This window comes from Citrobacter sp. wls827, assembly GCF_005280875.1.
In the GTDB taxonomy this organism is placed as follows: Bacteria; Pseudomonadota; Gammaproteobacteria; order Enterobacterales; family Enterobacteriaceae; genus Citrobacter; species Citrobacter youngae.
Window position 1 is genome coordinate 666,846 of record NZ_SZWR01000010.1, and the last position, 19,528, is coordinate 686,373.

A 19,528-nucleotide genomic window follows, 5' to 3' on the forward strand; every position below is an offset into this window, starting at 1 on the left:
GGTTGATCTTCGCAGGGCGAAACATGGCAATAACGGATATATTTCATGGGAAGCGGCTGTTGCTTGGATTGTCTGGCAAGAGCGTTCATAGCATCATGAAACAACGTCTACCTCTAGCGGGCGCTGATTTATTACGGCGCTGCCGGGAGCATCCCGTCATTCACTATGGACTTCCACTTAGCCACGTCGTTTTAGAATTTAATTTTGGTCCGCTATGAGCGAAAAGCGGACGCCCGCATAGCGTTAACAGGCGTCCGATATTTTGAAGTGGGCAGATTACTTAACTCGGTTACCCGTTTCGTCAATGACCTTCTCTCCATCCTCTTTGGTAAACACTCCTTTCTGACCTTCCGGTAGAATATCCAGCACCATTTCGGAGGGCCGACAAAGACGTGTGCCGATCGGTGTCACTACAATCGGCCGATTAATCAGGATCGGATGCTGAAGCATAAAATCAATCAACTGCTCATCAGAAAACTTGTCTTCATCAAGACCCAACTGCTCATAAGGTTCGACGTTCTTACGCAGCAATGTACGTACTGAAATGCCCATATCTGAAATCAGTTTGCTAAGTTCATCACGAGTCGGGGGAGTATCGAGATAATAAATAATGGTTGGTTCGTTACCGCTGTTACGGATCATCTCCAGCGTGTTACGTGAGGTGCCACAGGCTGGATTGTGATAGATGGTAATGTTGCTCATATCTGTATCTCATTACAAAGTGATGGAGAGCCGCAACGCCAGCGCGGCCAGAGTGATAAACAGCACGGGCAGAGTCATGATAATGCCGGTGCGGAAGTAATATCCCCAGGTAATCGTTATATTTTTCTGGGCAAGCACATGCAGCCAAAGCAGGGTTGCCAGACTGCCAATCGGGGTGATTTTCGGGCCTAAATCGCAGCCGATCACGTTGGCATAAATCATTGCCTCTTTGACGACGCCAGTCGCCGTACTCCCATCAATCGACAGCGCGCCAATCAGCACTGTCGGCATATTGTTCATCACCGACGACAGGAACGCGGTCAGAAAGCCGGTGCCAAACGTTGCTGCCCATAATCCCTTTTCTGCCAGCAGGTTTAGCACGCCAGACAGATACTCCGTTAACCCTGCATTGCGGAGGCCATAAACAACCAGGTACATGCCCAGCGAAAAAATAACGATCTGCCATGGCGCACCGCGCAGGACTTTTCCGGTGTTGATGGCATTACCTCTTTTCGCCACTATAAACAGTACTGCTGCGCCAGTAGCCGCTATCGCACTGACCGGGATCCCCATAGGCTCCAAAACAAAGAAACCGACAAGCAGCAATAACAGGACAATCCAGCCCACCCTGAACGTTGCCGGATCTTTTATCACACTGGCAGGAGTCTTCAGCAGCGAAACGTCATACGTCGCCGGAATGTCCCTGCGGAAGAAGAGATGCAGCATGACTAGCGTGGCCGCAATCGCTGCCACATCTACGGGGATCATAACGGAGGCATACTGCGTAAAGCCCAGACCGAAAAAGTCCGCCGAGACGATATTCACCAGGTTAGAAACAATGAGCGGCAGGCTGGCCGTATCTGCTATAAATCCTGCGGCCATCACAAAGGCCAGTGTTGTGCCCTTGCTGAATCCCATTGCAAGCAGCATCGCAATCACAATTGGTGTCAGAATCAGCGCGGCGCCGTCATTGGCGAACAAAGCAGCGACAGCGGCACCGAGCAACACTATCCAGGAAAACAGCAGGCGACCACGCCCGTTACCCCAGCGGGAGACGTGCAGTGCGGTCCACTCAAAGAAACCGGCCTCATCGAGTAGCAGACTGATGATAATGACCGCAATAAATGCCGCTGTCGCGTTCCAGACGATATTCCAGACAACGGGAATATCATTGATATGGATGACACCGGTTACCAGCGCCAGCACAGCCCCGATACTCGCACTCCAGCCAATGCTCAAGCCTCTGGGTTGCCAGATCACCAGTATCAGCGTCAGTAAAAATATACTCCCTGCCAAAAGCATCTCAGACTCCGTTATATATGATTATGTAAATGTGTTTTCATTTCTCAACAGGAGGTGCAGGCTGATTTATCCAGCCATTCACGCACATCCTCTCGCATACACTGCCAGGACGTTGTGATTGTCTCCGCTGCCCATGCCGGTATGTGGGGTGACAGACGATAATGGATCCATTTGCCTTCACGACGATCCAGAACCAACCCAGCCTCGCGAAGAATAGCCATATGTCGCGAGACTTTGGGCTGTGATTCGGAAATGGTTGCGCAGATATCACAGACGCACAGTTCTCCTGACTCCCGGAGAATCATGACGATGGCGAGCCGGGTTTCATCCGACAGGATTTTGAAAAGCTGAACAGGTTGTAGCATTTTTCACTCCGTTCCCTTTAGAATATACATATGGTAAATCATATGTATTAAATTTGAAATCATCTGATCTCTCCGGAGTAGAAAAATGGAACAATTTCCAGCACTGAATAGTGAATGCTTTGATCAACACATCGCCGAGCGCCTGCACCTGCACGAGCCGCCGCGGATTCTGATCCTATATGGCTCAGTTAGAGAGCGCTCCTACAGCCGCTTTGCTGCGGAAGAAGCTGGTCGCCTGCTGGCAGCGATGGGCGCGGAGGTAAAACTATTTAATCCCTCAGGTTTACCCCTGCCGGATGATGCGCCAGATACACATCCTAAAGTCGCCGAGCTGCGCGGTCTGGTCAGATGGTGTGACGGGATGGTGTGGAGTTCTCCGGAACGGCACGGGGCTATGAGCGCAGTTATGAAGGCGCAGATTGACTGGATACCATTAAGTGAAGGCGCAGTTCGTCCTTCGCAGGGCAAAACACTTGCGGTAATGCAGGTTTGCGGAGGTTCACAGTCCTTCAATGCAGTGAACCAGATGCGTATTCTGGGCCGGTGGATGCGGATGTTTACGATCCCTAACCAGTCCTCCGTAGCCAAGGCATGGCAAGAGTTCGACGAAAACGGACGAATGAAACCTTCGTCATGGTATGACCGCATTGTCGATGTAGCCGAAGAGCTGTTTAAAATCACTCTGCTGCTTAAGGGGCAAACCGGCTATCTTGCGGATCGCTACAGCGAACGAAAAGAGAACCATCAGGAGCTTTCATCCCGTGTCAATCAGGACAAAATATAACGTTGTTCTTTGCATAAGCTTAACAACGTCCGCTATTGGCACTAACCAGCCCTTTGCTGATTGAAAAAGGCGAATGAAAGTTGGTTAACACTTTACCTCATGGTCACACAGTTGATCATTGATGAGGCGTTAGTGAGGGCGAATCTTACGGGATTGTGCCGCAGAAAGAATAAAACAGTGCTAATTCAACCCGCTACGGCGGGTTTTCTTTTTTTACTACTGACAGAAATTTAACAATTTGTGCTCTTAAGCCGTTGATCATTTTTGTGCGTAGGTATACTGTATAAAAACACAGTATATGCAGTGGAGGCCATTATGAAAGTTGAATTACTAATTGATCGCATGAAGGAACTTCCTAAAGGCGCGGTACCAGCACTGGAGAAAGAATTGCTTAAGCGCCTGAATGATCACTATGACAATTGCAGGCTCACAATCCGCCGTGCCGGGTCAGATGGGTTAAGTGTTTTAGGCGGTGACAAGGACGACAAAAAGAAAATTGAATCAATCCTCCAGGATACCTGGGAAAGCGCTGACGACTGGTTTTATTAATTATTTTGGGTGTTACTTTGATCCCGTTTGCATGGGGGAGTTTAGGTGAAAGAAAAAGTAGAATTGCCCAAAAAAGGCTACGCAGTCATCAGATGTCACGATGGAGTCATCGTTGCCAGACTGCAATCATTTCCTGAGTGTGAGCGCGCCCTGATGTACCGCCGCGGTAGCATGGTGTCTTTTATGCCTCTTCAGGATAATGAAATTATTGGTACACCTACGTTGTTTACTCAGATGCTGGAAAGGGCTGGTTATCGCGTTACCCAGAATTCTGTTACACTCCCGTCATAGGCCTGAACAACCTATACCTGCTGCGCCACAGGAGAAAGCCCCATGGCGCAAGATCAATTCAAGCAATCCCGCGTACTGACGTTCACCAACGCCAGCGATTTTCTTTTTGCCGCATCCAGAGGTGCGTTATGAAGAAAAGCTGGTTTCAACATACCCAACTCACCACTAAGCAGGCTGACGAACTGGAAGCCCGCTATCGCGCAAAGCAGATCAAGACCGAGCGTAGTCTGGATAATGACTTTATTCACTGGACGATCAGCGCGTTCTTGCCAGAGGTATCTAAGCCTCCGCGTCAGGACAGAACCTGGCAACAACGGACATGGAGGTGAATGTGAAAGTCTACGATATCACCCCAATGGGTAAGCCAAGAATGACGCGCGCTGACAAATGGAAAAAGCGCCCTGAGGTTCTGCGTTACCGGGCTTTCTGTGATGAAGTACGTCTGCAGGGTGTCGATCTGCCGGAAAGCGGTTCGCATGTCACTTTTATTCTTCCGATGCCAGCGAGCTGGAGCAAAAAGAAACGGGCTGAGTTAAACGGTAAACCACACCAGGCTAAACCTGATTTCGACAACATGATGAAAGCCCTGATGGATGCCATTTACGAAGATGATGCTCACATCTGGGATTCACGCGTCACTAAATTATGGGGAGAGAAGGGACAAATAATTATCGGGGAGATAGCAGAATGAGGGCGCTGCTAAAACCCGTGGTTGCCCGTGAGCTTGGAATTGTGCTGCTCAAGCCGGGTAGTGAGCTGATGTCATTATTCAGTTGTGAACGTGTGCTGGTGGAAAGCCAGCCAGCAGGTATGGAGCGTTTGCCCGCAGGCCGCGTTCCTGACGTTCGCCAGCCGCTTGCGTGTGACGAGTCCCTGCGACCGTTCTTCCTGGATGAAAAGGTTACAAAGGCCGCTGGTGGGTTAGGTGGTCTTGATTACTGGCTTATGCGTTATGGCGGTAACTGCTGCCAGTGGCCACACAGTGATTACCATTATCATGAGTTAACTATCCTATATCATGAACCCGGATCGGTTCTTCTGTGTGGGCATTGTGATAACCATCTGCGTGACCACTACAGCGAGCAACTTGCAGAGCTGGCGAGACGTAATGTTATTAACTGGATTATCAACAGCATCATGGTGGCGCTGAATCAGGATCCGTCCAGAGAACTGTCGCTGGCGGAGCTTTGCTGGTGGGCGGTACGTATGGGGGTTACCGACGCAATTCCCGAATCAGTAGCCGGTCGGGCGCTTCGTATTCCTTCGGAAGAACATCAGTCAGTCATGCGTGAATGCGATATCGAACCGGGTGTAACCGCCACCAGCATCATTACAGCCAAAGCCAGCTCGTTTACCGTAAACATGCCATCAGCGCAGGTGCCTGCGCTCAAACCTGTAGTTGGTGTTCTGGTCGATCCTGAGTCCCCGCAAACCTATATGAAACGCCCAAAGCGGATCCGCTGGACGGCCCCACGATATCTGGAATGGATTAAAACACAGCCCTGTGAATGCTGCGGAAAACCATCAGATGACCCACACCATTTAATCGGCTGGGGGCAAGGAGGGATGGCTACGAAAGCGCATGATATTTTCGCGATTCCTTTGTGTCGTCAGTGCCATACAGAACTACATAACGACCCGGTGAAGTTTGAGCAAAAACATGCTCCTCAGCCGGTAATGATAATCAGAGTGCTGGACCGGGCTTATGGGCTTGGCGTTCTGGCGTAATCGGAGAATATTTAATGATAAATCCTTCTGAGATTGGTAAATCAGGCGAACTGGTCCGTCTACGCACTCTGGAAAGTATCTGGATACAGGGTAAGTTGCGCATGTGGGGCCGCTGGTCTTATATCGGCGGCGGTAGTGGTGGGAACATGTTCAACCAGCTACTGGCATCCAGAAAAATCACTAAAACGGCAATTAAAGAAGCGCTACGCCGGATGAAGAAAGCGGGTATCAGCAAACCCGAACTGGAGGCATTCTTCAGAGAGATTCTGGAAGGGAAGAATAAAAGCGGTCTGGCCTTCTGCTCTGACGATGAGGGTTTGAAAATTGATGGTGTAATCGCCGCTGTTTTGATGAACGAAGATTACGGTTCTCTCTATGGTGTTATCGTGGATCGTCACCGCCTGCGCAAGAGCAAGCGTCAAATGGCTGCTGAGTTACAGCAAAAACATCCTGAATGGACATTCATGACCTGTCGTCGTCGTATCGACGCATGGGTAAGTCTTGCAGAATCGATGCTTTACGCACCACTTTGTGACGCGTTTGACACAAATGGCGGCAAATTCTACTTGAAAAGTGAGCCAGAAAGTGCTTAAATTGTGGTAGGCTCGGGACGTTAAAGCGAACTGAGCAACAAACTTTAAGAACCCGCCATCTTGCGGGTTTTTTGCTATTATCCCCCAATAAATTTCAGGGGGTTTTATGGCTTGGCAAGGAATTCCGTTCTCCATTGAAAAGATTGAACAGGCGCTTACATCATCTGTTCAAACTGCGCATCTTGTCTTGGACAAGCTTCCAACAGTTATGGTTGAAACGCCGTTTGCGTGGGACGCCATCTTTGGAGCAATCATTGCTGGCTCAATTCCCGGGATCATTTCTTACCTGGCCCTAAGGAATAGCTATCAACTCGCAAAAATGCAGCACGCACTGCAATCCAAAGAAAAAATTAACAATGAGATCAGAGTAGCAGCAGCTAATTACGTGACGGCAATTAATTACCTTTCGACCGATTATAATGCTTGGGTAAAAGATGTTTTGGAAAGGCGCATCAACCCCGTCAGTAAAGAATCCATGCCCGATCATATTCGAGAGAATATTTTTCGAGCAGAATCAAACAAAAATTTGCTTACTTTACTTATCGTCCCAGATAAAGATGGGAATGAACTGCTAGAAGCTATGGGTAATGCTCAGAATGCCTTAACCCCATTTTTGGAGGCAAAAGCTACCTATAGAGACAACCTTTCATTAAGAACATCAGTGAACAACTTTTTATATAAATGTCATGAGTATTTTCTGCGGGACTAGGAATACATAATCTAATTATTATTTTATAAGGGCCGCATTTAGCGGCCCTTTTTCTTCCCCTCATTCTGAGAGGACTCACAGCAATAAGGTGAGCACGCAGAATTGAGCGTACTGCGCTTAAAAGCTGACGCTACGAGTTTGCTGCTTAATTCAACATGTAGAATTTCTAACGCCTGCGGCATTGTCCAATGCATATACTGCTCAGTAACTAGGATGGGATGGGTTCGTATATGCAAGAAGGTTATTACTGGATTCAGCATGTCGGTGTTGTACAGGTGGCGTACTTCACTCCTGAAGAGTTTGAAGACATTGAAACCGGCAGGACGGTGACCGGAGTCTGGCATCTAACCAGAGGCGATGACATTTGCCATAACGGTGAAGCTGAGGTGCTACAAGGCCCAATCACTCCACCAATGTAAACAACCGTACTTACTTCGAGGCTGCCGCATGGCGGCCTTTTTCATTTCAGGCTCACGGGAATCATCCGCTACGTGCTTTGTTGATAAATCTAGCCCGTGAAGCCTGAACCTATTTCCCCTCATTCCTGAGAGGACTCACAGAAATTAAGAGGGGGCTAAATGTCCGATCCGATTTCCGGTACTGGGCTGGCTGGTGGTGTCCTGACGGGTGCCAGTGTCTATGGATTTCTGTCCGGAACCGATTACGGCGTGGTGTTTGGCGCATTTGCCGGAGCTGTATTTTACATTGCGACCGCAGCAGACCTGAGTGCAGCGCGCCGACTGGCATATTTTCTGGTGTCGTATATCGCAGGGATCCTCTGTTCCGGGCTGGTGGGTTCAAAGCTGGCTCAGGCGACCGGATACAGTGATAAACCACTGGATGCCATTGGCGCCGTAATCGTTTCTGCTTTAGCCGTCAAAATCCTGACGTTCCTGAATAATCAGGATGTCGGCTCGCTGGTGGCGCTGATAACGCGCCGGGGAGGTTCAGGTGGTACAAAATGACCCATCGGCAACTTTTAATGCATTGCTTTGCGCTGGGGTAGTGTTAACACTGATGTTTTACCGTCGCGGCGATTCGCGACATCGACCATGGATATCTCGCTTAGCGTGGCTGCTTACGGTCATCTACAGCGCCGTTCCTCTGGCGTATCTGTGCGGTATTTACCCGTACTCATCATGGGCCACTATCGGGGCCAACATTATTTTCCTGTCCGTGCTGATCGCCGTCAGAGGCAACGTAGCGCGGCTTATTGATGCTGTTCACAAATAAAAAAGCGAGTCGCAACGACATCGCTACAACCCGCAAAGAAGATGACACCATTAGGATTTATCTTAAGTCTCATTGTGACTTAAATTAAATTGAATTTCATCATCTTAGGTGAATTCTAACCCCTACCATTAATAGTGGTTTAATCCGGTACACATATGAACCAATCACAATTTCAGCAGGCGGCTGGTATCAGCGCCGGGGTTTCTGCACGCTGGTTTCCGCACATTGATGCGGCAATGAAAGAGTTTGAAATTACAGCGGTTAATGATCAAGCCATGTTCATTGCACAAGTTGGGCATGAATCCAATGGCTTTACCTCACTGGTTGAGAACTTTAACTACTCGGTTGAAGGGCTGAAGAAAACCTTTGGTAAACGCCTGACGCCGTATCAGTGCGAAATGCTGGGGCGTGTCGATGGTAAGCAAATCGCCCACCAGCCGCAAATAGCCAATCTGGTTTACGGTGACCGCATGGGGAATAACAGCCAGGGTGACGGCTGGAAATATCGCGGTCGCGGCCTGCTGCAAATCACAGGTCGTGAGAACTACACCAAATGTGGTGCAGCGCTGAAGCTTGACCTTGTCAGTACACCGGAACTGCTAACGCAGGAGCGACATGCGGCCCGTTCGGCGGCGTGGTACTTCACGTTACGCGGTTGCCTGATGTATTCGGGTGATGTGGAACGCGTAACGCAGATTATTAACGGCGGGCAGAACGGTATCAAAGACCGCCGTGAACGTTACGCCAAAGCAAAGGCCGCACTGGTATGAGGTTGCTATGGGACTTGAAATGATTATTGGTCTGGCCGTTGCTGTGCTGGCTGCAATTGCCGGTGCTTTTGGTCTGGGTAAATCACGCGGTACTAACATCGCTGAGACAAAAGCGAACCAGCAACGCACTGAAGAACGTGCAGCAGCTACTGAAGCCGTTGCAGAACGCCGGGTAGAAACAACAAAAGGAGCCAGGGATGTACAACAGACAGTTAATCATCTTCCTGATGACGATGTTGACCGTGAGTTGCGCGAAAGATATACCCGCAAAACCTGAAGTAACGGACACGGCCTGTGACTGGGTAAGCATCATCTACCTCACCGAGCACGATATTGCCGTGCTGGATAAACAGACGAAACGGGACATTCTGGCGCACAACAAATCAGTACAGGCTAACTGCTTGAAGGAGTCAGGTCGTGAACGTAGAGAACCTAAGTGAAGCGTATTACATCAATAACGAGATAAAAGAACTACAGCGACTGAAAAGCATGCTGGAAAGTGGTGCCGGGCTTGGTGTGACAATCCAGTCTACCTATCAGGATAATGTCTTTCTTGAGGCCATACGTCCGCATGCAGTGGCTGAACTTGACCGCCGTATTGAGGAAAAGATAGCCGTACTGGTTAATTTAGGCGTCTCTTTCTCTTGATGTGACAGGCATTACAGCAGGCATTCACTGAGTGCCTGCGATAATACTATGTGATACATCGTGATTATTCGTTAGACTTCTCCTACCGTTAGGGATGAGGTCAGCAAATGAAAATCAGATATGTAATTGCGTTAACATTATCATTACTTGTTGCCGGTTGTGATACCGCGCCAAAGTTTGATGGTTCAAGCCAGGAGTCTTTGCGTTACTCTGGCGAAAAGGTTATTGAGTCACTTTCTGATGCAAAGAAAGAAGAACTTAAATCAGCAATTCTGGATACTTTAAGTTATTACGATACTCAGGCCATCATTAATAACGATGGCAGTTATTCTTCCGATAAAATGCGTTTAGTAATATTGAATGGAAAGACTGCCGAACAGATTATTTCAGAGGCAGATAGCTATCGGGAAAAGAAAGAACAGCTACTGAAAAAACATCAGCAGAACTAACGACAATGGGCCGCATTTAGCGGCCCTTTTTATAGCTTATCAATTGATAATTACTATCATTTGCGCGGGTCCTCCTGGCGATTCTGAACACCGAGGGGGCGAGGACACGCGGAAAACGGCTAGTTTTTTGCATTTTATCGGCATCATCATCATTCCCTTAACTTGTTGATATTTCGGTCGTGAAATTATTCACGATGTCGAAATGGTTAAATATTGTTCATCATCATGGATAACGAACTGAAAAACTTTCGCCTCAATATCAATCAGCTGGCAGCGGTGACCGATCTTCATCGTCAGACGATTTCCAGCAAGCTGAATAACATTGAGCCTGCTCCTGGCAGTAATTCTCGTCTCAAGCTTTATTCTGTCGTGGATATTCTTCGGGAACTGCTGGGCCGTACCACGGCACCCGAGCTGGTGGATATCGATAAGATGTTGCCGCCGGATCGTAAGGCATGGTTTCAGTCTGAACGCGAGAGGCTTAAATTCCAGCAGGAAACAGGTGAGTTAATCCCGGCATCGACAGTGACCCGAGAATTTTCATCGATGGCAAAAGCCGTCGTTCAGGTGCTGGAAACGCTGCCGGATATTCTTGAACGTGATTGTGCGATGACGCCTGCAGCTGTCGTTCGGGTGCAAAAAGTCATCGATGACCTGCGGGATCAGATAGCCCTGAAGGTTGAGCAGGCAGATACGCCGGAACAGGAGGACAGTTCGCCAGAAGAGGAGTAAGCCATGCGACAGGCCACGGCGGCGGAGCTAAGAAAAAACACTGCCGGGATCATCAGAGCACCGCGTCGAATGCCTGTAGCCGAAGCCGTACATAAATATATGCGTGTTCCGGTCGGCGTGGGTAACTCCGTTGAGTGGGATCCTAATCTAGCCCCTTATGTTGTGGAGCCGATGAACTGCCTGGCATCACGAGAATATGATGCTGTCATTTTTGTTGGCCCTGCCCGAACGGGTAAAACTATTGGCCTGATTGATGGCTGGGTGGTGGACAACGTTGTCTGTGATCCGTCTGACATGCTCATCATTCAGATGACGGAAGAGAAAGCGCGCGAACACTCAAAAAAACGCCTGGCCCGAACATTTCGTGTCAGCCCGGAGGTGGCGTGCCGGCTGAGTCCATCACGCAACGACAACAACGTGCATGACCGGACTTTCCTTGCCGGGAACTACCTGAAGATAGGCTGGCCGTCTATCAACATCATGTCCTCCTCAGATTTTAAGTGTGTGGCGCTGACGGATTACGATCGCTTCCCGGAAGATATTGACGGGGAAGGGGACGGATTTTCGCTTGCTTCAAAACGTACCACCACCTTTATGTCAGCGGGGATGACGCTGGTCGAGAGTTCACCGGGCAGGGAAATCACCAATACGAAGTGGCGAAGAAAGTCACCTCACGAAGCACCTCCCACGACCGGGATCCTGTCTTTATATAACCGCGGCGATCGTCGTCGCTGGTACTGGCCATGCCCACATTGCGGGGAATACTTTCAACCGGCCATGGAGGCGATGACAGGCTACCGGGAAACGCCTGACCCGGTAAAAGCCAGTGAAGCGGCGCATATTGATTGTCCGCATTGTAGCGGCATGATTACCGCCGACAGGAAACGGGAACTGAACGGAAAGGGTGTCTGGTTGCGTGAGGGGCAAACTATCGACCGTGATGGCAACATCATAGGAGAAGCCCGTCGCTCGCGCATTGCTTCGTTCTGGATGGAGGGGCCTGCCGCGGCATACCAGACATGGGCGCAACTGGTCTACAAATTACTGACGGCGGAACAGGACTATGAAGCCACCGGCAGCGAAGAAACGCTCAAGACGGTAATTAATACTGACTGGGGGCTGCCTTATCTTCCCCGTGCAGCCAGTGAGCAGCGACGTGCTGACGTGCTGATGCTACGGGCAGAAGACTATGGCAAACGGCTTGTGCCGCCGAAAGTCCGTTTTCTTCTGGCGTCGGTGGATGTGCAGGGCGGGAAGAAACGCCGTTTTGTCGTCCAGATCATCGGGTACGGTGAAAACGGCGAACGCTGGCTGGTGGACCGCTATAACATTCGCCAGTCCCTGCGTTGTGATGAAAATGGTGAGGCGCAGCAGGTGCATCCCGGATCCTATCCGGAAGACTGGCAACTGCTCATCACAGATGTTCTCGAAAAAGCCTATGCGCTGCAGTCAGACCCTTCGCGACGGATGCCCATTCTCGCAATGGCTGTCGACAGTGGCGGGGAAGATGGGGTAACGGATAACGCCTATAAATTCTGGCGGCAGTGTCGTCGTGACGGGCTGGGTAAACGGGTTTACCTGATAAAAGGTGACAGCACCCGACGCCAGAAAATCATTACCAAAACGCACCCTGACAACACAGGCCGAAGCGATCGACGGGCGGATGCGCGTGGTGAGGTTCCGGTATATCTGTTGCAGACAGACCTGCTAAAAGATCAGCTCAGTAACAACCTTGAACGTGAAACACCAGGTGCCGGGTATATCCATTTTCCTGACTGGCTGGGGGAGTGGTTCTACGAAGAACTGACCTACGAAGAACGTGGCACGGACGGAAAATGGCGCAAGCCCGGAAAAGGCAATAACGAAGCCTTTGACCTTTTCTGTTATGCCCATGCCGTCGCTGTCCTGCGTGGTTATGAAAAAATCCGGGACTGGGAACAGCCCCCGACTTGGGCTGCCGCTCAGGAGAGTAATTCAAACATCATAGACGGGGATCGCCCCAGGGAGATTGCTGTGAAAAAAACGGTACCTGTACGTTCGTCTCCTGTTTCTGTAACTGAACAGCCCAGCCCGCTTTCTGGTGGCTGGCTGGGTGTCAGTGACAACGGAGGCTGGCTGTGACGAAATCAGAAATTCAGCAGATGCTGGTAACTGTGCGCCAGGCTTACCGGGATTCTCTGGACGGTAAAAGCGTGTCATTCACGGGGGTTAATGGCCGGGCAATTACCAACCACGACCCAAAAGCCCTGCGTGACGAGCTTGAATATTGGGAAAGGCGCTGGCGCGCTGTCTCAAACCGCAGCGGCTCGTTCAAACTCGCTAACTTTCTGTAAGGCAAATCATGGGATTTTTTGAAAAGGCACTGGGCGCAATATCGCCCGGGTGGGCAGCATCACGCGCACAAAACCGACTCAGACTCAGAGCCTATGAGGCAGCAAATCCGACTCGTCTGCACAAGGGGAAACGTGAATCCCGGTCGGCGGACACCGCTGTATTTGCAGCCGGTACTTCGTTACGAGAGCAGGCCCGCTGGCTGGATGAAAACCATGATCTGGTGATTGGTCTTTTTGACAAGATGGAGGATCGGGTTATCGGTGCTCACGGGATCCACGTTGAACCGCAGCCGCTTGATCTTGAGGGTAATCTCCACTCTGAGTTTGCTGGCCAGCTATCCGCGCTCTGGGCGGAATGGTCGGTTCGCCCGGAAGTGACAGGGATGTTTACCCGACCGGAAGCTGAGCGGCTTTTGTTACGTTCAGCACTGCGTGATGGCGAGGTGTTTACACAGATGGTGCGGGGAAATGTAGCCGGGTTGCAGCATTCAACCCAGGTACCGTTTTCTCTTGAACTGCTGGAAGCGGACTTTGTGCCGTTTAACCTGAACAGTACCTCCGGGCAGCAGATCCGCCAGGGGATTATTGTCAATGCCTGGGGGCGACCGACGGGCTACAGAGTTTATAAGAACCATCCAGCAAGTTTTGCCGGACTCAATGCTGATTTAAAAACTATTTCGGCTGACAGCATGCTGCACTTGGCTATGCGTAAACGGCTTCACCAGCTAAGGGGGATCAGCCTCATCCATGGCGTGATCACCCGGCTCTCCGATATTAAGGATTATGAAGAGAGTGAGCGCGTGGCGGCACGTATTGCGGCGGCTCTGGGTTTCTATATCAAACGTGGGGATGCTCAGTCTCTTGATACAGAAACTGAGTTTTCAACACCAGGTGGGCAGCGCCATTACGATATTGCGCCGGGGATGATTTATGACGAGCTAAAACCAGGCGAGGATCTGGGCATGGTTGAGTCGAATCGCCCGAATGTTCATCTGTATGAGTTCAGGAACGGTCAGATGCGCGCTGTGGCTGCGGGGACTCGTGGCAGTTATTCCAGTATCGCGCGGGATTACAACGGTACCTACAGTTCACAGCGGCAGGAGCTGGTAGAGAGTTTTGAAGGTTACAACGTGCTGCAGCAGTGGTTTGTTGGGCAGCAAAGCCGTCCTGTATACCGAAACTGGCTGGCAATGGCGTTGCTCAGCGGCGTTACCATCCCCAAAGATGTCGACAAAAAATCCCTGTACAACGCGCTCTATCTTGGGCCAGTCATGCCATGGATTGATCCAGGAAAAGAGGCGGCTGCCTGGAAGGCGATAGTCCGTGGAGGGGCAGGTACAGAAGCCGAATGGACGCGTGCACGTGGCAAGAATCCGCAGGAGGTGAAACGTCAGCGTCTCCGGGAAACCCAATTCAACCGAGAAAACGGGCTGGTGTTCGACTCAGACCCCGCCAACGATAAAGGAGTGCTCCCTGATGCAGCAAATGATAAGCCCGCCCCGTCGCGGGACGATGATTAATCCCCGCGCCAGTGTGGCTGGTATCGATGCCGCAAACGGTCAGTGCTGGTATGAGATACGCGCCCTGGCTGCCGGGCGTGTGGAAATATTTCTCTATGACGTGATCGGCGGCTGGGGGATTACCGCTCAGCAGTTTGTCTCCGACTGTAAGGAGGCCGGAGTGTTTGAGGCCAGCGCCGTCGATCTGCATATCCACAGTCCGGGCGGCGATGTGATGCAGGGATTTGCCATCTTTAACACCCTGTCCCGTCTGAAGGCGAAGCTGGATATCTGGGTGGACGGCGTGGCTGCCAGTATGGCTTCAATGATTGTCTGCCTGCCCGGTGCCACGGTGCATATGCCTGAGAATGCCTGGCTGATGGTGCATAAGCCGTGGGGTGGGATCGCCGGGGATTCCGATGATATGCGTGACTACGCTGCCTGGCTTGATCGTAATGAAGCGCTGATGCTCAGTGCCTACATGAACAAGACCGGGCTGGGGCAGGAAGAACTGGAGGCGATGCTGAAAGCTGAAACCTGGCTTACTGGCGCGGAGGCGGTGGAAAAAGGTTTCGCTGACACGCTTGAACCAGAACTGCAGGCCGCGGCCTGTGTGAATCAAAATAAACTGAAGGATTATCAGAATATGCCAGAACAGATTAACAACCTTTTTGGGCCGCGCGCCGAAGCCCCTGCAAGTCAGCCGCAACCCACACAAAACCCGGCTCCGCAGGCTGCAAATAACCCACCTGCACCGCAACCCACCCAGCAACCGATGGCAGGAAATATCGACATTACCGCGCTGGCCGCCCAGCTCCAGCAGCAGATGCAGGCAGCGAATACTGAACGAGTAAGCGCAGTTTCCGCTGTGTTTGATGCATTTCCTGCGTTCGGCTCGCTGAAAGCGGAATGCATCACGGATATTTCCTGCTCAGCGGAACAGGCCCGCACCAAATTGCTCAATGCGCTTGCGGCAGGGACTACCCCGAGTGCCGGAGCGGGTGCAGTTCACATCCACGCGGGTAACGGGAACATTGTTGGTGATTCCATTCGTGCGGCGGTAATGAACCGTGCGGGCTATGCGCAGGCGGAAAAAGATAACGCCTACAACGGGTATACCCTGCGCGAACTGGCCCGCGCCTCGCTGGTGGATCGTGGTATCGGTATTTCTGGTGTCGGTACAGCACAGGCGATGGTTGGGCTGGCGTTCACCCACAGCAGCAGCGATTTCGGCAATATCCTGATGGATGTGGCGCATAAGGCGGCATTGCTTGGTTGGGATGAGGCCAGCGAAACATTCGAACAGTGGACCCGTAAAGGCACACTGACCGATTTCAAAACCGCGCACCGCGTTGGCCTGGAATCACTGGCATCGCTGCGTAAGGTTCGCGCCGGGGCGGAATATAAATATGTCACCATTAAAGATCGCGGTGAGCCGATTGCACTGGCCACCTATGGTGAGCTTTTCAGCATTGACCGCCAGACTATCATCAACGACGACCTGGATATGCTGACGCGAATCCCGCAGGCAATGGGGCTTGCTGCGCGAGCCACCGTCGGCGATCTGGTCTGGGCTGTACTGACCAGTAACCCGAAAATGTCGGACGGTAAGCCGTTGTTCCACGCCGATCACGGCAACCTTGTTGCAGCCGATCTGAGTATTGAAGGGCTGGATACTGCGCGTAAGGCAATGCTGCTGCAAAAATCCGGCGATCGCCGTCTGAATATTCGTCCGGCCTACATGCTGACGCCAGTGGCAATTGAGTCACGGGCAAATCAGCTGATTAAATCCGCCAGTGTACCGGGTGCAGACGCGAACAGCGGGATCGTTAACCCGATCCAGAACTTTGTGACCGTGGCTTCTGAGGCCCGCCTGGATGACAGCAGCCCGACCGATTATTACCTGACCGCTGCGCAGGGGCGCGACACCATTGAAGTGGCGTATCTCGACGGTATCGACACGCCATATCTGGAACAGCAGCAGGGCTTCACTGTGGACGGCGCCGCATTCAAGGTGCGCATTGATGCGGGGGTGGCTCCGCTCGACTGGCGCGGGCTGGTTAAAGTCACCAAAAAATAATGACCGCCGCCTGGCGGTTTTTTTATCCCTGAAGGCGGCGCTGGTCGCCTTTTCCTTTTATGGAGAAAAAACATGGCGAAGAACTATCAGCAGGACGGTACCACACTGGATTATCACAATGCGGGTGTTGATGCCGTTTCATCCGGTGCGCTGGTGGCGGTCGGCGGAATTGCCGGGGTGGCACACAGCGATATTCCTGCTGGCGAGTGGGGAACACTGCATATGGCCGGTGTTTTTGTGCTGCCTAAAGCGGCAGAAGAAATTGCGGCAGGCCAGAAATTGTATCTGGCTGGCGGCAAACTGACGGTGGCAAAAGGCGATGATGCAACGCCAAACCCGGTTGTCGGTTCCGCCTGGGGAGCAGCTGAGGCGGATGATGCTGATGTTGCCGTCAGGCTGGGGTTCTGATGAGCCGGTTCCGGGAACGTTTGGCTAAAGCAGATGCCCGGATTAACCGGGCGTTTGCCGAAGAAGTCCCTGTTTGCCTGCAAACGGGTGAAGGCCCGCGTCTGGTGACCGTGATTTTCGAATCACCGGATGCGCTGTCGGGTGTGCCTGGCGGCGGGGAAATTCAGAACCATTCCCCGGCGTTCAGTGCAATGACTGCGGATATTTCCGGTCTCGAAAAACATGACGGTGTGGTGATCAACACCATCCCTTACCGGGTGACACATATCGGCGCGGATGAAGAAGGGCGGACCCGCGTCACGCTGGCATATGGGGAACCCGGCAAAACACAGCCTCAGATCGATAAATGGAGCTGATATGGCGCGGGAGTCTCGACTGCGGCGGGATTTACCCGTCGATATTGATGTGGATGTTATCTGGCGAATTGCGGACAGTATTGGTGCGACGCAAAAACAGTTCCGTGCAGCATACTCGCGCGCGCTCAGGCGTACTGCCGCCACGCTGCGAAAGAAAGCGATGGCGGATCTGAAAGACGGGCTGGCCCCACGCAGTATGGATCTGGTCCGGCGCCGTTTGCTGTCTTTTCGTCTGGACAGGGGATCGCAGCTGGATAATTTCCGGCTCTGGTTCGGGCTGAATGCCATTAAGGTGAAAGACCTTAAAGGACGAATCAACGGGCGGCTGCGACCGCACCATACCCGGCGTGACCGCAACACGGGGCGTTTTATTAAAGCGCGCCGCCAGGCAGAAAACGCCGGATTTTCCCCAAAAGGTAATCTGCTGAGTGAACGGTCGTTTGAAAACGGGGAGGTGTCCCGTTCAAAACGGGATAATCGCCGGACGGTGGTTATTCGCGATCCCCTGACCCGCCGGACACGCGAAGCAGAAATGGATATCTACGAACCGATGCTGAACTACATCGAGGACAACGCATTTGCGGAAGCGATGGAGATTTTTATGCATCACTTTGAAACCGACATTCGCGGGCGCGTAAAAGCCCGTATTTCTGTCTGAGGTAACGAACGATGGCCGAGCCACTGTTGCTGGGGCGGTATCACGATGCCGTGACTGACGCATTAAAAAAAATCGGATGGGTGCGTGATACCGGTGCGTATCCGGAACGAAATGTTCCCCGCTTTTCGGGGCTGACCACACCCGCGGTGTATTTCTCGATTAACAGCTGGGAACAGGGAGGAGGAAATGAGGGACAACTGAGCGTTAATTTAACCTGTGATCTCTTCGTGGTGGTGGATGCCGCCGGATCGGGTGTGAGCCAGCCTGAAATTTTTGTCAGAACCGCTGCGGCCGATATTACCCAATGGATTGACGGGCAGCAGTTTGGTATGGGCCATATTGAGCCTGCGGTTTTCACCACGGCTGAACGTGATGAGTTTGATCCGCGAATGGATGATTATCTGGTCTGGCGTATTTCATTCACCCAGGCGGCTGCATTTGGTGCTGACCCCTTTGCAAACAATGGCATGCCTCTGCAGCAGGCCTGGCTGGGTGCTGCACCTGATACGGGCCGTAATCATGTGGATGACTATCAGCTTATCTGGGAGGCTCAGCCCGATGAGTGATATCGCAGGCGACCTGCAGCGCAGACTGGCGAACCTTGTCCGGCGCGGCGTTATCCACTCCGTCAGGCACGATCGCATCCCAAAATGCCGGGTGGATTTGGGGGATATCATCACGACTTGGCTGCCGTTGTGCCAGGGGTTTTCCGGAACAAACCGCGCTGATTCAAATCCTTATGCCGTGGGGGATGCGGTTACGGTCCTGTCCGAAGCCGGAGAACTCAACAACGGACGGGTGTTTCCCGGCTGGAATACGGGAAAGCTGCCGGTGCCGGAAGGAAGCGACAGTGAGCACATTACCCGTTACAGCGACGGGACTGAGATCCGTTATGACAGGGAAGCGCATGCCCTGACGATTACGCTGGCTGATGGCGGAACCTACAAAATTGTCGGTAAAGGTACGCTGGATGGTCCGGTTGAAATTACGGATACCCTGACGGTCCAGGGCAAAACCCAGATTAATGCTGACACGTTGGTTGCAGGAAATATCGGCGCGTCAAAGGAGATAACGGATAAATCCGGCAGTATGAGCAAGATACGTGAAGTATTTAACAACCACGATCACCCCGGCGACAGCGGTGGGCTCACCGATAAACCCAATCAGAAAATGTGACCTGCTGCGGCAGGTTTTTTTTATGCCTGGAGAAAAAGCATGTCTCAGTTACATGGCGTTGAAACTATTGAACTCACCTCGGGTACGGTGGCGGTTACCACGATCCAGACAGCCATTATCGGCCTGGTAGGAACGGCACCGGATGCGTCGGGCGGAACCGCCG

At 51.8% G+C, this 19,528-nt stretch carries 30 protein-coding genes; 27 read left to right on the forward strand and 3 right to left on the reverse strand.

Annotated elements, in window-relative coordinates:
* Positions 1 to 218: hypothetical protein (locus tag FDX03_RS22800; RefSeq protein WP_212724554.1), on the forward strand; the 218-nt coding region annotated here is incomplete at its 5' end.
* 58 nt (positions 219 to 276) lie between these two features.
* On the opposite strand, the gene arsC is transcribed toward FDX03_RS22800, so the two are convergent.
* Genes arsC through FDX03_RS06635 form a run of 3 tightly spaced genes read right to left on the reverse strand, consistent with a single transcriptional unit; the run spans position 277 to position 2,369 of the window.
* On the reverse strand, positions 277 to 702 hold the full coding sequence (arsC, locus tag FDX03_RS06625) for a glutaredoxin-dependent arsenate reductase (RefSeq protein WP_048211254.1): 426 nt from the start codon (positions 700 to 702) through the stop codon (positions 277 to 279).
* A gap of 12 nt (positions 703 to 714) precedes the next feature.
* Positions 715 to 2,004 carry an arsenic transporter gene (locus tag FDX03_RS06630; protein WP_048211255.1) on the reverse strand — a complete coding sequence of 430 codons (1,290 nt, stop codon included), beginning with the start codon at positions 2,002 to 2,004 and terminating at the stop codon, positions 715 to 717.
* Between the two features lie 44 nt (positions 2,005 to 2,048).
* On the reverse strand, positions 2,049 to 2,369 hold the full coding sequence (locus FDX03_RS06635) for a transcriptional regulator (RefSeq protein WP_047041444.1): 321 nt from the start codon (positions 2,367 to 2,369) through the stop codon (positions 2,049 to 2,051).
* Between the two features lie 85 nt (positions 2,370 to 2,454).
* Here FDX03_RS06635 and arsH point away from each other — a divergent pair, with 85 nt between their 5' ends.
* The 26 genes from arsH to FDX03_RS06765 all read left to right on the forward strand — a co-directional run bounded on the left by arsH (position 2,455) and on the right by FDX03_RS06765 (position 19,365).
* Positions 2,455 to 3,153, forward strand: coding sequence for an arsenical resistance protein ArsH (gene arsH / locus FDX03_RS06640; protein WP_048211256.1), 699 nt, complete (start codon positions 2,455 to 2,457; stop codon positions 3,151 to 3,153).
* Positions 3,154 to 3,468: 315 nt separating this feature from the next.
* Positions 3,469 to 3,702 carry a DinI family protein gene (locus FDX03_RS06645; RefSeq protein ID WP_086523786.1) on the forward strand — a complete coding sequence of 78 codons (234 nt, stop codon included), beginning with the start codon at positions 3,469 to 3,471 and terminating at the stop codon, positions 3,700 to 3,702.
* A 45-nt stretch (positions 3,703 to 3,747) separates the two neighbouring features.
* Positions 3,748 to 3,993, forward strand: coding sequence for a hypothetical protein (locus FDX03_RS06650; RefSeq protein ID WP_048221170.1), 246 nt, complete (start codon positions 3,748 to 3,750; stop codon positions 3,991 to 3,993).
* A 128-nt stretch (positions 3,994 to 4,121) separates the two neighbouring features.
* Positions 4,122 to 4,322, forward strand: a complete 201-nt coding sequence (locus FDX03_RS06655) for a hypothetical protein (protein WP_137345658.1) — start codon at positions 4,122 to 4,124, stop codon at positions 4,320 to 4,322.
* Between the two features lie 2 nt (positions 4,323 to 4,324).
* Positions 4,325 to 4,684, forward strand: a complete 360-nt coding sequence (locus FDX03_RS06660; RefSeq protein ID WP_101743349.1) for a RusA family crossover junction endodeoxyribonuclease — start codon at positions 4,325 to 4,327, stop codon at positions 4,682 to 4,684.
* Entirely contained in the window at positions 4,681 to 5,721 is a 1,041-nt protein-coding gene (locus FDX03_RS06665; RefSeq protein WP_137345659.1) for a DUF968 domain-containing protein, read from the forward strand. Before FDX03_RS06660 ends, FDX03_RS06665 begins: the two co-directional genes overlap by 4 nt.
* 14 nt (positions 5,722 to 5,735) lie before the next feature.
* Positions 5,736 to 6,314, forward strand: coding sequence for a DUF1133 family protein (locus tag FDX03_RS06670; protein ID WP_137345660.1), 579 nt, complete (start codon positions 5,736 to 5,738; stop codon positions 6,312 to 6,314).
* A gap of 106 nt (positions 6,315 to 6,420) precedes the next feature.
* Positions 6,421 to 7,023 carry a hypothetical protein gene (locus FDX03_RS06675; protein WP_137345661.1) on the forward strand — a complete coding sequence of 201 codons (603 nt, stop codon included), beginning with the start codon at positions 6,421 to 6,423 and terminating at the stop codon, positions 7,021 to 7,023.
* A 230-nt stretch (positions 7,024 to 7,253) separates the two neighbouring features.
* The gene (locus FDX03_RS06680; RefSeq protein WP_137345662.1) at positions 7,254 to 7,442 is read left to right on the forward strand and encodes a hypothetical protein; all 189 of its coding nucleotides are present in this window, start codon (positions 7,254 to 7,256) and stop codon (positions 7,440 to 7,442) included.
* 159 nt (positions 7,443 to 7,601) lie between these two features.
* A complete protein-coding gene (locus tag FDX03_RS06685) occupies positions 7,602 to 7,988 on the forward strand; it encodes a phage holin family protein (protein ID WP_001283171.1) in 387 nt (128 codons plus the stop codon).
* Positions 7,975 to 8,256, forward strand: a complete 282-nt coding sequence (locus FDX03_RS06690; RefSeq protein ID WP_137345663.1) for a phage holin family protein — start codon at positions 7,975 to 7,977, stop codon at positions 8,254 to 8,256. The genes FDX03_RS06685 and FDX03_RS06690 overlap by 14 nt, the downstream gene beginning before the upstream one ends.
* Positions 8,257 to 8,411: 155 nt before the next feature.
* Positions 8,412 to 9,026, forward strand: a complete 615-nt coding sequence (locus tag FDX03_RS06695; RefSeq protein WP_137345664.1) for a glycoside hydrolase family 19 protein — start codon at positions 8,412 to 8,414, stop codon at positions 9,024 to 9,026.
* A gap of 7 nt (positions 9,027 to 9,033) precedes the next feature.
* Positions 9,034 to 9,303, forward strand: a complete 270-nt coding sequence (locus FDX03_RS06700) for a hypothetical protein (RefSeq protein ID WP_137345665.1) — start codon at positions 9,034 to 9,036, stop codon at positions 9,301 to 9,303.
* On the forward strand, positions 9,260 to 9,466 hold the full coding sequence (locus tag FDX03_RS23125) for a hypothetical protein (protein ID WP_137345666.1): 207 nt from the start codon (positions 9,260 to 9,262) through the stop codon (positions 9,464 to 9,466). Before FDX03_RS06700 ends, FDX03_RS23125 begins: the two co-directional genes overlap by 44 nt.
* Positions 9,444 to 9,674 (forward strand): hypothetical protein, encoded by a 231-nt coding sequence (locus FDX03_RS06710; protein WP_137345667.1) that lies wholly within the window; start codon positions 9,444 to 9,446, stop codon positions 9,672 to 9,674. The genes FDX03_RS23125 and FDX03_RS06710 overlap by 23 nt, the downstream gene beginning before the upstream one ends.
* A gap of 107 nt (positions 9,675 to 9,781) precedes the next feature.
* Positions 9,782 to 10,123, forward strand: a complete 342-nt coding sequence (locus tag FDX03_RS06715; protein WP_116360797.1) for a DUF6694 family lipoprotein — start codon at positions 9,782 to 9,784, stop codon at positions 10,121 to 10,123.
* Positions 10,124 to 10,348: 225 nt separating this feature from the next.
* Positions 10,349 to 10,855, forward strand: coding sequence for a DUF1441 family protein (locus FDX03_RS06720; RefSeq protein ID WP_137345668.1), 507 nt, complete (start codon positions 10,349 to 10,351; stop codon positions 10,853 to 10,855).
* A 3-nt stretch (positions 10,856 to 10,858) separates the two neighbouring features.
* Entirely contained in the window at positions 10,859 to 12,976 is a 2,118-nt protein-coding gene (locus tag FDX03_RS06725; protein WP_137345669.1) for a phage terminase large subunit family protein, read from the forward strand.
* The gene (locus FDX03_RS06730; RefSeq protein WP_053389961.1) at positions 12,973 to 13,188 is read left to right on the forward strand and encodes a hypothetical protein; all 216 of its coding nucleotides are present in this window, start codon (positions 12,973 to 12,975) and stop codon (positions 13,186 to 13,188) included. Before FDX03_RS06725 ends, FDX03_RS06730 begins: the two co-directional genes overlap by 4 nt.
* An 8-nt stretch (positions 13,189 to 13,196) precedes the next feature.
* Complete coding sequence (locus tag FDX03_RS06735) at positions 13,197 to 14,708, forward strand: phage portal protein (protein ID WP_116360795.1); 1,512 nt, start codon at positions 13,197 to 13,199, stop codon at positions 14,706 to 14,708.
* On the forward strand, positions 14,665 to 16,767 hold the full coding sequence (locus FDX03_RS06740) for a ClpP-like prohead protease/major capsid protein fusion protein (protein ID WP_137345670.1): 2,103 nt from the start codon (positions 14,665 to 14,667) through the stop codon (positions 16,765 to 16,767). The genes FDX03_RS06735 and FDX03_RS06740 overlap by 44 nt, the downstream gene beginning before the upstream one ends.
* Positions 16,768 to 16,839: 72 nt before the next feature.
* Positions 16,840 to 17,175 (forward strand): capsid cement protein, encoded by a 336-nt coding sequence (locus tag FDX03_RS06745; protein ID WP_101701292.1) that lies wholly within the window; start codon positions 16,840 to 16,842, stop codon positions 17,173 to 17,175.
* Positions 17,175 to 17,531 (forward strand): head-tail joining protein, encoded by a 357-nt coding sequence (locus tag FDX03_RS06750; protein WP_137345671.1) that lies wholly within the window; start codon positions 17,175 to 17,177, stop codon positions 17,529 to 17,531. The genes FDX03_RS06745 and FDX03_RS06750 overlap by 1 nt, the downstream gene beginning before the upstream one ends.
* A gap of 1 nt (position 17,532) precedes the next feature.
* A complete protein-coding gene (locus FDX03_RS06755) occupies positions 17,533 to 18,189 on the forward strand; it encodes a hypothetical protein (protein WP_040230738.1) in 657 nt (218 codons plus the stop codon).
* A gap of 11 nt (positions 18,190 to 18,200) precedes the next feature.
* Positions 18,201 to 18,755, forward strand: a complete 555-nt coding sequence (locus tag FDX03_RS06760; RefSeq protein WP_137345672.1) for a hypothetical protein — start codon at positions 18,201 to 18,203, stop codon at positions 18,753 to 18,755.
* Positions 18,748 to 19,365 (forward strand): phage baseplate assembly protein V, encoded by a 618-nt coding sequence (locus FDX03_RS06765; protein WP_137345673.1) that lies wholly within the window; start codon positions 18,748 to 18,750, stop codon positions 19,363 to 19,365. Before FDX03_RS06760 ends, FDX03_RS06765 begins: the two co-directional genes overlap by 8 nt.
* Positions 19,366 to 19,528 lie beyond the last annotated feature (163 nt).